General features: G+C 51.7%; 13 protein-coding genes. All 13 read left to right on the forward strand.

Annotation, left to right across the window (positions count from 1 at the left end; all coding sequences use genetic code 11):
* Window positions 1–2 precede the first annotated feature (2 nt).
* A complete protein-coding gene (locus tag EYB31_RS26860; RefSeq protein ID WP_165452642.1) occupies window positions 3–752 on the forward strand; it encodes a sulfite exporter TauE/SafE family protein in 750 nt (249 codons plus the stop codon).
* Between the two features lie 152 nt (window positions 753–904).
* On the forward strand, window positions 905–1183 hold the full coding sequence (locus tag EYB31_RS26865; protein WP_131016525.1) for a UxaA family hydrolase: 279 nt from the start codon (window positions 905–907) through the stop codon (window positions 1181–1183).
* Between the two features lie 2 nt (window positions 1184–1185).
* Window positions 1186–2340 carry a UxaA family hydrolase gene (locus EYB31_RS26870; RefSeq protein ID WP_131016526.1) on the forward strand — a complete coding sequence of 385 codons (1155 nt, stop codon included), beginning with the start codon at window positions 1186–1188 and terminating at the stop codon, window positions 2338–2340.
* 161 nt (window positions 2341–2501) lie between these two features.
* Window positions 2502–3572: an Ldh family oxidoreductase gene (locus EYB31_RS26875; RefSeq protein WP_131016527.1), complete on the forward strand. Its 1071-nt coding sequence runs from the start codon at window positions 2502–2504 to the stop codon at window positions 3570–3572.
* On the forward strand, window positions 3569–4528 hold the full coding sequence (locus tag EYB31_RS26880; protein ID WP_131016528.1) for a hydroxyacid dehydrogenase: 960 nt from the start codon (window positions 3569–3571) through the stop codon (window positions 4526–4528). Before EYB31_RS26875 ends, EYB31_RS26880 begins: the two co-directional genes overlap by 4 nt.
* An 8-nt stretch (window positions 4529–4536) precedes the next feature.
* Complete coding sequence (locus EYB31_RS26885) at window positions 4537–5289, forward strand: FadR/GntR family transcriptional regulator (RefSeq protein ID WP_131016529.1); 753 nt, start codon at window positions 4537–4539, stop codon at window positions 5287–5289.
* Window positions 5290–5761: 472 nt separating this feature from the next.
* A complete protein-coding gene (locus tag EYB31_RS26890; RefSeq protein WP_131016530.1) occupies window positions 5762–6547 on the forward strand; it encodes an IclR family transcriptional regulator in 786 nt (261 codons plus the stop codon).
* Between the two features lie 367 nt (window positions 6548–6914).
* On the forward strand, window positions 6915–7703 hold the full coding sequence (gene nadX / locus EYB31_RS26895; RefSeq protein WP_131016531.1) for an aspartate dehydrogenase: 789 nt from the start codon (window positions 6915–6917) through the stop codon (window positions 7701–7703).
* A 25-nt stretch (window positions 7704–7728) separates the two neighbouring features.
* Window positions 7729–8547 carry an alpha/beta fold hydrolase gene (locus EYB31_RS26900; protein WP_131016532.1) on the forward strand — a complete coding sequence of 273 codons (819 nt, stop codon included), beginning with the start codon at window positions 7729–7731 and terminating at the stop codon, window positions 8545–8547.
* Window positions 8548–8555: 8 nt separating this feature from the next.
* On the forward strand, window positions 8556–9341 hold the full coding sequence (locus tag EYB31_RS26905; protein ID WP_131016533.1) for an IclR family transcriptional regulator: 786 nt from the start codon (window positions 8556–8558) through the stop codon (window positions 9339–9341).
* Between the two features lie 12 nt (window positions 9342–9353).
* Window positions 9354–10943: an ABC transporter substrate-binding protein gene (locus EYB31_RS26910; protein ID WP_131016534.1), complete on the forward strand. Its 1590-nt coding sequence runs from the start codon at window positions 9354–9356 to the stop codon at window positions 10941–10943.
* Window positions 10944–10960: 17 nt separating this feature from the next.
* The gene (locus tag EYB31_RS26915) at window positions 10961–11911 is read left to right on the forward strand and encodes an ABC transporter permease (protein WP_131016535.1); all 951 of its coding nucleotides are present in this window, start codon (window positions 10961–10963) and stop codon (window positions 11909–11911) included.
* Window positions 11912–11986: 75 nt separating this feature from the next.
* Window positions 11987–12886, forward strand: coding sequence for an ABC transporter permease (locus EYB31_RS26920; protein WP_131016536.1), 900 nt, complete (start codon window positions 11987–11989; stop codon window positions 12884–12886).
* Window positions 12887–12892 lie beyond the last annotated feature (6 nt).

A 12892-nucleotide genomic window follows, 5' to 3' on the forward strand; every position in this document is an offset into this window, starting at 1 on the left:
GGATGGCGGTTGCGGGCTCCAGCGCGGCCTGGATCATCTGGGGCGCATTGTTCATAGGCGGATTTTTGCAAGGATCTGCGGGGTTTGGTGTAGGCTTGTTTGCGGTCGGCATTCTTACTATATATGTATCGGTGAAAGACAGCACATTAATTATACTTGCGTTAACGATCGTAATGTCCGCTTATGTGCTTATAACGTTATGGCGTCATATCCGCTGGAGAACGATAGGTTTCGTTTTGTGCGGCACGGCTGCGGGCCGGGTGGCGGCGTATTGGTACATCCATCATCTGGGCGAGACGGAAGCGGCCAAGCAATGGCTTGGCTTCATGCTGATCGCGGTTGTCGTTTATTTGTACATTCGGCCCAAAATCGAAAGCAGGTTCCGGCGTGTGATGCAGCGGAAAGGGTCGGCCGTCGGGGTCGGCCTTGCCGGCGGTTTTGTGGGCGGAGCGTTTGCGCTTGGCGGACCGATTTACGCGCTTTATTTTATACATCTGTTCGCAGATAAAAAACAATATAACGCTACTTTGCAGGCGGTGTTCATATTGTCCAACTTGTTTACATTGGGGTTGCACGGAGTTAGCGGAGATATGGGAAGCGTATTTTGGCTGTATACGTTAACCGGCATTGTGCCCGTGCTTGCCGGGGTGATGCTGGGAAACCGGCTATTTCACCGGATGTCCCGCGTTGGCGTGCAAAAGCTCGCTTATTTGATTGTAGCTTGTTCGGCGATCCGTCTTATTTGGGGATAAATCGCTCAAGCCAGTCAAAAAAACAACGTTTCAAAAAGATCTGCCGATAAAATAATAAAACTATTGTGTGTTGGCGAATTATGGATTATAATTTTGGTAATTGGTATTACCACTTACATATTACCAATATAATATTTAAGGAGGTTCATCTCATGCACAAGTTTTTGATTCACAAGCAAGGTGACCATGTCGGGGTTGCCACCTCGGATATCGAGGCCGGCGAAAAGGTGATCGGCGTCTACATGGACGACGATTCCACCATCGAAGCGACAGCGGCCAGCGCTATTCCTTTGGGGCACAAAATCGCGGTTTCCGACATCGCCAAAAACGGCCATGTGATCGAATACGGCTTGCCTATCGGTTATGCGCCCGAAGGCTTTAAATTCGGCGATTATGTTCATACGCACAATATCAAAACATTGAGGTGGTAGAGATGAAACAACTTTACGGATACAGACGCGAGAACGGCAAAGTAGGCATTCGCAATCATGTGATCATTCTTCCGGTGGACGATATTTCCAATAATGCTTGCGAAGCGGTAGCCAACAATATTCAAGGCACGATGGCGCTTCCGCACGCATATGGCAGACTGCAATACGGCAAAGATCTTGAGCTGCATTTCCGCACAATGATCGGCACGGGCGCCAACCCGAACGTAGCCGCAGTTATCGTTATCGGGATCGAGCCTAATTGGACAAACATCATTGCCGAAGGCATCGCCAAAACCGGCAAGCCGGTTGCCGCTTTCTCTATCGAAGGCAAAGGCGATCTGGAAGTGATCCGCCAAGCTTCCTGGAAAGCGAAGGAATTTGTTCAGTGGGCTTCCGAGCTGCAGCGCGAGCCGATCAGCTTAAGCGATCTGACGATCAGCATCAAATGCGGCGAATCCGATACGACAACAGGCCTTGGCTCCTGTCCGACGGTAGCGCAAGCGGTCGATCGTCTTGTTGATGCCGGCGCCACCGTATTTTTCGGCGAAACGTCGGAGCTGACCGGCGGCGAACATCTGATCGCCGACCGTTGCGCAACACCCGAGCTGCGCGAGAAGTTTATGGCCATCTACGACAACTACATTTCCGAGATCAAAGGATCGGGCGTGGATCTGCTTGGTTCGCAGCCAACGCAAGGCAATATCGCCGGCGGTTTGTCTACGATTGAGGAGAAAGCGCTTGGCAATATCGAGAAAACCGGAACCAAGCAAGTGATCGGCGTGCTGGAACCGGCCGAAATGCCGGTGAACGGATCGGGGTTGTATTTTATGGATACCTCTTCGGCGGCGGCCGAATGTATTACGCTGATGGCGGCGGGCGGAGCTGTCCTGCACTTTTTCCCGACCGGCCAAGGCAACATTATCGGCAACCCGATCGAACCTGTCGTGAAAGTAACGGCCAATCCGAAAACGGTTGCATCGATGAGCGAGCACGTCGACGTCGACTGCAGCGGGCTGCTCTCCCGCGAAATCAATTTAACCGAAGCGGGCGATTTGCTGATGGACTACTTGTGCCGTGTCGTTAACGGCCGGCTTACAGCCGCCGAAGCGCTTGGACATAAAGAGTTCGTGATGACAAAGCTTTACCGCAGCGCATAACCTATAAAGATAGGGGACCACGCAAAAATTTCCGGGGAGATCATTCCTTTCGGAATGGAACGCGATCCCGAATGTTCGCAGGGTTAATGCAAAAAACGAAATAATGTGTAGTCGGATGTCGCTTAAGGTATCCGGCTATACGTTTTTAACGGGGTGACAGTATGTCTGAACGGCAAACTTCTTTATTTTACCGCGCTGCCGGCTTGGCCGATTTCGCCAAACAGGTGCTGGTCCGGCTGGGCATGGCGGAAGCCGATGCGGGCATCGCCGCCGATTCGCTCGTTCGGGCGGATCTGGAAGGCAACGAAAGCCACGGCATCAGCCGCCTGCCGATATATGCGAAACGGATGCGGGAAGGGCGGATTGCGGCCGTACCCGACATGAGCTTCGAGCAGTCGGGCGCTGTGTTGCGGGTTGACGGCGGCAACGGCTTGGGACAGGTGGTTGCTTACCGTGCCATGGAGAAAGCGCTGCCGCTTGCCCGGGAAAATGGCATGACCGGTATATTTGTCCGCGGCAGTAACCATTTTGGCACTGCCGCTTATTTTTGCCAGATGGCTTGCCGGGAAAACATGGCGCTGATCGCCATGACCAACTCGCCGCCGGGCATTCCGCCATGGGGCGGGAAAAAGGCGTTTTTCGGGACCAATCCGCTGGCGTTTGGTTTTCCTGTGAGAAGCGGCCCGCCTGTCATCATTGATATGTCATCCAGTGTGGTGGCCCGCGGCAAAATTATTTTGGCCCAAAAAACGGGCGAATCCATTCCCAAGGGCTGGGCCATGGACGAACATGGCGCGGAGACGACCGATCCGGCGGCAGCGCTGCGCGGGGCGGTTCTTCCGCTCGGAGGAGCAAAAGGGTATGCGCTGGCGATGGCGGTCGAGCTGATGTGCAGCGTGCTCAGCGGCGCGGCCTACGGCCCGCATGTCAACAATTTGTACAAAGACGGGGATCCGCCGGCCGGCGTAGGTCACAGCTTTATATTGCTGGATATCGCCAAATGGATGTCCATGGACAATTATTTTGATATAATGGAAAGGTTCCTCCAAGAAGTGAAAGACACGCCAAAAGCGGCAGGCGCGGACGAAATCTATTATCCGGGCGAACGCAGGCACAAGGAATACGAGAAACGTTCCGCTTGCGGGCTGGCCGTTGCTCCCGAAGTCGCCGGCGAATTACGGCTGCTTGGCGAAGCCGTTGGAGTGGTTTTTCCGGAAGGAGAATACAGATGAAAGTGGTCATTACCGAACTGAATTGGCCGATTGGCATTGACATATTGCAGGCAAAAGGCTGGGGAGTCGTTTACGATCCCGAGCTTTGGCGAAACCGCGAGCGGCTGCGTGCGGAATTACAGAATGCGGACGCCGTCATCGTGCGCAACCAGACCAAAGTAGACGCGGAATTGCTGGGCTGGGAACACCGTTTGAAGGTGATCGGCCGCCTGGGCGTAGGGCTTGACAACATTGATCTGCCTGCGGCGGCGGACCACGGCATCCAAGTTGTTTACGGGAAAAATGCCAATGCGACATCCGTCGCCGAATATGTGATCTCCGGGGTGTTTGCTTCGGCAAGGCTGCTGCGCGAAGCTTCCGCGGATGTAAAATCCGGCGGCTGGAACCGCAAGAAATACACCGGGCTGGAAGTATCGGGCAAAACGCTTGGGCTGATCGGCGTTGGTGAGATCGGCCACCGTGTGGCGGTGCGTGCCCGCGCGTTAGGTATAAAAGTGATCGGATACGATCCGTTTGTGGCGCCTTACGATTTTCCCGTGGCGGAAAGCGGGATTGAGCTTGCCGGGATCGAGCGGGTTTTGACTGAATCGGATTATGTCAGCCTGCATGTCCCGCTGACCGGCGGCACCCGCAACCTGCTGAACAAGGAAAGTTTGGCCAAGATGAAACGTAGCGCCGTTGTTATTAACAGCGCCCGCGGCGGCATCGTAAACGAAGCTGACTTAAACGAAGCGCTGCTTGGCGGAACGATCGGCGGGGCGATTCTGGATGTGCTGGAGCAGGAGCCGCCAGCAGCCGATCATCCGCTGCTGCAGCGGGATAATTGTATCATCACGCCGCATATTGCGGGGTTAACCGAGGAATCGCAAGTTCGTACGGCAGAGATGGTTTCGAATGAAGTCATCGGCGAACTCGAAGGCAGATCTTCCTTATGCAGAGTGAACGTTAGAAGGTAGGGATCAGCATGTTTAAATCGATCAATGAGGAACGCAAAACATTTTCGCGCAAAGTCGTGGAAAACATCAAGGAGCTTATTTTGTCGGGTAAGCTGAAGCCGGGCGACAAGCTGCCGCCGGAGCGCGAATTGGCGGAAATGATGGATGTCAGCCGGCCGACCATCCGCGAGGCGTTTAAAATTTTGTCGGCAATGGGGCTGCTTGATATCAAGCAGGGCAACGGTGTTTTTGTTGCCGCCCAAAGCGTGCGGCTGGACAACTTGGCTTCGTTCCTGTTTATGGAGTCGGATACGATCCATGAGCTGTTTGAGGTACGCAAAATGATCGAAGCCGAAAGCGCGGCCAAAGCCGCCGTCAGCGGCACACCCGATTTTTTGGCGCAAATTTACGAGAAGACCAAGGACTGTTACAACCGCGTGATCGTTACGCCGCAGTTCGCGACGCCGCAAGAACGCGAGAAATTTTTGTCCGAATCGGACCAAGCGTTCCATATTATGGTGGCGGAGGCCGCCGGCAACGAAGTGGTTGTGCGGATTATGACCAACCTGATCGATCTTTTGCGTCAAAGCCGCATGCAATCGATGAAAATTCCGGGCCGGGTCGAGCAGTCGCTTCAGGAGCACATGCTGATCGCCCAGGCGCTGCGAGACAACAACGCGGAATTGGCGCGTTCCCATATGATCGGACATTTAACCAGCGTGGAAACCGACCTGCTGCTCGAATTAAAGGGTGCCGAGAAATCGGAGAGTAATGAAGAGTAAAAAGAAAACGCCTGTCGGCGACTCAGCCTGTTGATAAGCTCAACAGGCTTTTTTTAATTTACGTCATATTGGTATTCGCCATTAGTGAATATAGTTTACTAATTGTGGGAAAATTGAGGGTGCAATATGATAATTGGGCATTTTACTTTGACCGACAATTCGGTAGAATAGCCGATAGCGATAAGTGCATAGTCGCAGGGGACGCGGAATATGAACCCGAGTGGCTTAAGAAATGCGAAGTTGCTGGGCTGGAGGAAGTTATTTTATAATTCGATTTCGGCGGTCTTTCCCACTAGGCAACGATGAAAGCGATGGAGCCTTTCACCAAGCGGGTGACGCCTCACTTTCAGAACGTTGCGATATTAAAATTAATTGACCGTAAGTTATGCCCCTTCCTTCACTTGTTGACCTCAAATGACGATATATATTGTGTACTGAACGATGAATCACAACGAGGAAGGTATGAGTCGGCATGTCTTATAGCGAAGAGACCGAAGAGAAAGAAGAAAAAGGAAACGGCATCCAGTCGGTTGAACTGGGCCTGAATATTTTAAAGCAAATTGCAAGGCAAAGCAAGTCCTTGAATATTACGGAAATCTCTCATTTGACCGGTCTTTCGAAAAGCAAGCTGCATCGGTATTTGACAAGCTTTTGCAGAAGCGGCGTGTTGGAGAAACATGAAGATCTGCGTTATTCTTTGGGCCGCGAATTAATTTTGCTGGGGGTCAAGGCGGCTGAAAAGCTGGATGTTAAGGAACTGTCCGCTCCTTATTTGACTTATCTGAAAGATAGCTTAAACGAGACGGTGGCTCTGGCCATCTGGGGAGAACAAGGACCTTTCTATATTCGCTGGGAAGCGAGCAACCGCGCAGTCAATATAGGCATTCGCGCAGGTTCCCAAGTAAGCGTTATTTTAAGCGCTCCGGGCAAACTGTTTGTGGCTAATCTCCCGGAGGAGCAGACGCAAGCTTTGGTAAAGATGGAGTTGGCCAATAGCGCGATGAACCAGGCGACGTTCTACAATGAAATCCGAAAAATTCGAGAAAACGGAGTAGCCGTTGCGGAAGGCACTATAATTCAAGGAATTACAGCCATCAGCTGTCCGGTATTTGACCAAAACAATCAGATGGCTGCTGCGGTCACCGTCGTCGGTTTGAGCGGGGCGCTTGATGCATCCCTTGAATCAGACGCTGTAAAGCTGATTCGGGAACAAGCTCTGGCGTTGTCCAAATCGCTAGGATATCAGCAAAAGCCGTAATTAAGGTGCGGACAAGAGGACCTGATCGTGGAGCTCGCGGTACAGATGGCCAAACGGTAGAGGTCCGGATTAAAGGAGAAAAATACGGAAAAGGGGTGATTACACGCTCTTTTCCCGTTTCTCAATGCTTATGACACAATGGAACCGCTTGCTTGTTGCGAGAATACGAAAATAATTGTTATGTAAGTATTGTTGACAGATTGCATTTAGTGGCATTAAAATAAATAAATAATTGCTGTAATGCCTCGCAAAAAGGGTGCAACTGTCGTTTTATGTAACAGTTTATTTTTTTTACAGCAATTCCGAAACATTGTTTTATATATGAAACATCAATGCGGCCAAAAGAAAAAAGAATGGAGGGAGCACCATGAATATCGGACTGATCGGCTGCGGAAATATAGGAAAGTTTTTGCTGCATAGCTTGAATGTCGACCGCGTACTGCCGGATTGCCGGATTACATCCGTCTATGACGAACGGCAGAAGATGAACCCTTCCCATCTAGAAGATCCTGTATATGGCGTTCAGTATTATTCCGATTTTGAGCAGTATATTCATTCCGGTATCGATCTTGTGATTGAAGCGGCGAACATCCAGGTCGTTCAAGAGGTTGCGGCCGATATCGTCAAACACCGCAAAGATTTAATTATTGTCAGTGTCGGAGCGTTAGCCGACGCCGAATTTTACGAGCAGCTCAAAAACTTAAGCCATACATATCAGACGAAAATATTGCTGCCGTCCGGCGCGATCGGCGGACTGGATGTAGTGAGAGCGGCCATGTCGGCAGGCAAACTGGACTCGGTTTCGATTACGACAAGAAAACCGCCAAAAGCATTGTCGCAAGATGGTTTAACCGGCGAGGCGATTATATTTAAAGGCTCCGCTTCGGAAGCAATTCTCTTATTCCCGCAAAATATAAATGTCGCCGTCATTCTTTCGCTGGCGGGCCTCGGATGCGACAACACTTCGGTTACGATCATCGCCGATCCGAGCGTCGAGAGAAACAAACATTGCATTGAAGCGAAGGGTTCTTTTGGCAAGCTGACGGTACAGTTGGAGAACGATCCGATGCCGGGGAATCCGAAGACCAGCTTCCTGGCGGCGTTAAGCGTGCTTTCCACCTTAAAAAATCAACATGAGACAATTCAAATCGGATAATGACATCGGGAGTGGGTTTTGACAGATGCCTTTAGTACAGCTGAAAGATGTAAATATACATTATAGAATCGAAGGCGACGGCCCTCCGCTTGTGCTGCTGCACGGTATGGGCAGCAATTCGCTGTCTTGGCGGAATCAGTTGGAACAGTTGAAGAGCGAGTTCACCGTCATTGCCTGGGATGCGCCGGGATATGGGGAAAGCTCGGATCCAGCGCAGCAGATTACGAAGTTTGAGGAACTAGCCGAAATACTGAAGCAATTTTTGGACGCGTTGGGATTCAACTGGGTGTACCTGCTAGGGCATTCTATGGGTTCCGTGCTGGCCCTGCATTTCTATTCGAAATATCCCGACATGCTAAAGGCGCTGATCTTGGCGGACGGGACACGGGGAGGCGCATCGGGCGATCCGGAAATCAACAAAAATAAGCTGATGAGGCGGCTGAGCTCCATTGAAAAGTTGACGCCGCAGGAAATCGCCAAGCAGCGGTCGAGGGAGCTGCTTTCGGAGCATTCGACGATCGCCACGCAAGAAGAAGCGGAAACGATTTATTCCCAGATCAGACCGGCGGGATACCTTGCATCCGCTTACTCGTTGTATCACGCGGACTTTACGCCGTTTCTGTCTACCGTAAAGGTGCCGACACTGGTGATTTGCGGCGAACTGGATCAAGTGACTCCGCTTGCGGAATCAACGATCATTCATCAAGGCATTGAGGGCTCGGAGCTGGCGATTGTTCCGCAAGCGGGACATTTAAGTTACTTGGAAGACCCGGCAACGTTTAACAAGCTTGTCTCCGGTTTCATCGACAAGCTGACATATAAGACAATGAAAAAGGGGGTATAGCGGAAACCATGTGCGCAGAAGAAAAAGACAAGGATAAATACAGCGCCAATGCGCTCGCCAGAGGGCTTGAAATTTTGACCATGTTTAATGACGAGCATCCGACCTTGTCGCTTGCCGAAATCGCCCAACGGCTTGGGGTCAGCCGGACGACGCCGTTCCGGCTGCTGTATACGCTGCAATCGTTAGGTTATCTTCGGCAGGACGAAAATACGAAGCGGTACGAGCTGACGCCCAAAGTGCTGAGACTCGGATTCGCTTATGTCAGCAATTTGCAGTTTACGGAAATTGCGCGCCCTTATTTGCAATGGCTCCGTGACGAAACGGGCATTTCCACGCATCTTGGCATCTTGGACGGGCACGAAGTGGTCTACGTGGCCAGATTCCCGGCCAGAGGGGTTGCGGCATTTAACATCAAGATCGGCGCAAGGGTGTCGGCGCACGTATCGGCGATGGGCAAATGTTTTCTTGCTCATCAGACAAAGGAAAACGTTCGAGATATTTTGGCCGAACCCAAGCTTGAACATGTGGCGACCGACGAGTTTCTTGCCAGCCTCGAAGTCGTCCGCAAGCGGGGCTATGACGATACGTACGGCGAATTTTCCAGCGGCATCCGCTCTTATGCGGCTCCGATTATCGATAACACCGGTAAGGTGATCGCAGCCATGAACGTCATCGGTTCCGAAGATTTATATGTGAAGGAAAGCGATATTTTGACCAAAGTGTTGGATGCAGCCGAGAAGCTGTCCGCTTCCCTTGGTTACCGCAATCTTGCCAAAAATCTACTGGACGAATAAAGGGGGATTATCATGAAAATGAAAAAATGGAGCTTTATCATCAGTTTATGCGTACTTGTATCGATGCTGGCCGCTTGCAGTTCGGGTGACAATACGCCTGCAGCGGGAAGCGGCGATGCGGGGGCGGGCAAAGCCGCCGCCACAGGCGGCGAAATGAGAGTGGCGATGAGCGCTCAACCGCCAACGTTGGATCCGCATATGACAACCGTAACGGCAACACGCGACACCGCCAGAACGATCTACGAAACACTGGTAACGCTCAACTCCAAATATCAGGTAACACCGATGCTGGCTGAGAAAATCGATGCAAGCGCAGACGGCAAAACGTATACGTTCCAATTGAGAAAAGGCGTTAAGTTTCATAACGGCAAAGAGATGACGGCCGACGATGTCGTTGCATCCATGAACCGTTGGAAAGAAAAATCGTCGAGAGCGCAAAAAATATTAAACGGCGCTACCTTCGAAGCCAAAGATCCCGGCACGGTGGTGCTGCAGTTAAAAGCCCCGTCGCTTGAAGTTCTGTTTACGCTTGCAACGCCAACCCAGTTCCCGGCGATTATGCCAAAAGAAGTGGTTGAAGGCGCCGATACGAAAGGCGTGAAAGAATACATCGGCACAGGTCCTTTCAAATTCGTCGAATGGAAGCAGGACCAATACATCCATGTAGCCAAGTTTGCCGATTACCAGCCGCTTGCCGCCGCTTCGGACGGCTTGTCAGGCAAAAAACAAGCGCTTGTCGACGATCTGTATTTTGACATCGTTACCGACGGCTCCACCCGTCTTGCAGGTATTCAAACCGGACAATACGATATCGTGCTGTCGCTGCCGACAGACAACTACGAGCAGCTCAAGAGCAACTCCAGCGTGGTCAGCCAAGTCGCTTTAAGCAATACGTTTAACGCTGTATTTAATAAGAAGCAAGGGTTGTTTGCGAAGACGGAACTGAGACAAGCGGTAAATGCGGCGCTTGACATCGACAAAATTATGGTCGCTTCCTTCTCCGAGAAAGAGTTTTACCGTGAGAGCTCCAGCTACTTGTTCAATGAACAAGCGGACTGGTACAGCGAAGCGGGCAAAGACAAGTACAATCAGAAAAACGCCGATAAAGCCAAAAGCTTGCTTGCCGCAGGCGGTTACAACGGCGAAGAAGTACGCATTCTTACAACACGCGATTATGATTTCTACTACAACGCATCGGTTGTTATGAAAGAACAGCTGGAGAAAGTCGGGATGAAGGTCAAGCTGGACATTTACGATTGGCCGACATTGACGTCCAGACGTGAGGATCCGAGCAAGTGGGATATCCTGATTGCAGGGCTGACTCCGGTAACAACGCCTTCCCAATTGCTGTACATGACGCCGACCTGGGCCGGCTGGACAACGGATGAGAAAATCGCCAGCACGCTGAAAAGCATCGACGCCTCCGCTACGAAGGAAGATGCCAAGAAGCTGTGGGACGGACTTCAAGCTTATGCTTGGGAGACGCTTCCGATTATTAAGATGGGCGACTACTACGCTTTAAATGCGACGACAAAACAAGTGGCAGGTTTCGGCTCTTTTGAAGGTCCCGTGCTTTGGAATACCTCGGTTGCAAAAAAATAATGTAGGAGGGACCGTTTTTGGGCACGTATCTGGTTAAACGCGTATTTTCGCTTATTCCCGTGCTGTTTGTCGTATCCTTGATGGTATTTATGGTCATCCATCTTACGCCCGGCGATCCGGCCGCATATATGCTGGGCGAAGATGCAAGCCCGCAGCAGGTAGCTGAGCTGCGGGCCCAGCTCGGGCTGGAGCAGCCGATTTATGTGCAGTATATCAAATGGATCGGCGGCGTGTTTCGGGGCGACTTAGGTTTCTCGTTTTTTATGAAGGAACCGGTGACACACGCGATTCTGAATCACCTCGGCCCAACGCTGTCGTTATCGATCTTTGCGCAAATTCTTGCTATCCTGATCGCTATTCCATTTGGCATTATGGCCGCCAACCGCAGAGGTTCGGCAGCGGATCAGACGTTAATGGGCGCTTCCCTGCTGGGCATCTCCATTCCCAGCTTCCTGCTTGGGCTGCTGTTGGTGCTGCTGTTCGCCGTCACGCTCAAATGGCTGCCGGTTGCCGGTTACAAACCGCTCAGCGCCGGTCTGTGGACGCATCTGAAATATTTGATTTTACCGGCGGTTGCGCTGGGCACGATGCAAGCTTCGCTAATTACCCGGATGACCCGTTCCTCGATGCTGGAAGTGCTGAATGCGGGTTTTATCAAAACGGCCCGCTCCAAAGGGGTGAAGGAACGCAATGTTATTTACCGGCATGCGCTGCGTAATGCATTTATCCCGATTCTGACCGTCATCGGCCAAACGTTTGGCATGCTTGTCGCCGGGGCGGCGGTCACCGAAACGATCTTCAACATTCCCGGTATCGGCCAGCTGATTATCAACTCGGTTACACGCCGCGACTATTCGGTCATTCAAGGTGTCGTTTTGTTCGTCACGTTCGCTTATGTGTTCATTAATCTCGTAATTGATTTGCTGTACGGGGTGATCGATCCAAGAGTGAGACTAAATCGGAAATAACCGCTCTATGTCCGGTGAGGCCGTCACGGAATAACTGTGCATGCTGCGAATTTTCAGAATAGAGAGGGTTGCATTATGGAGGCAGCTGGTAAAAAAACAGAGCTACTTACCGTCAAAAACAGCTTGCGGAAACAACAAAACAGTTTATTCGTCCGTCGCGTGTTATCCAATAAAATGGTCGTCCTCGGCAGCGTGCTTACTTTGCTGCTCGCTTTGATCGCCATATTCGCACCGCTGATTACCCACTACGATCCATACCAGATGGAAGTGTCGGACCGGTTGAAGCCGCCCAGCGCGCAGCATCTGTTTGGCACCGACAATTTCGGCAGAGACTTGATGAGCCGGGTATTTTACGGCGCACAGGTATCGATGGGCGTAGGTTTTGCAGTTGCCCTTGCCACATCGCTGTTTGGCATGATCGTTGGCTTGTACGCAAGCTACTATCGTGTGCTTGACAATGTGCTGATGCGCATATGCGACGGGATGATGGCATTCCCAAGCATTTTACTGGCTATCGCGATTATGGCGGCGCTTGGCCCGCGCACGGAAAATGTCATGATCGCGCTGACGATCGTTTATACGCCTTACGTCGCCCGCGCCGTCCGTTCGGCGGCCCTGGTCGTGCGTGAGCAGACATATATTGAAGCGATGAAAGCGATCGGCGCCCCGTCATGGCGGATCATTTGGATGCATATTGCGCCGAATACGCTGTCGCCGCTGATCGTGCAGGCTACATTTATTTTCGCCGATGCGATTATTATCGAAGCGGGCTTAAGTTTTCTGGGAGCCGGGGTTCCGGCGCCGGCGCCGAGCTGGGGCAATATCGTGTACGACGGCAAAGTCGTTATTTTTAAAGCGTGGTGGATGACCGTGTTTCCGGCGATCAGCATCATCTTGTCGGTGCTGGGGCTGAATCTGTTCGGAGACGGACTGCGCGACCTGCTCGATCCTCAAACCAATCAAGCCAAAAAATAATGGAGT

This window comes from Paenibacillus thalictri (genome assembly GCF_004307995.1).
GTDB lineage: Bacteria > Bacillota > Bacilli > Paenibacillales > NBRC-103111 > Paenibacillus_AF > Paenibacillus_AF thalictri.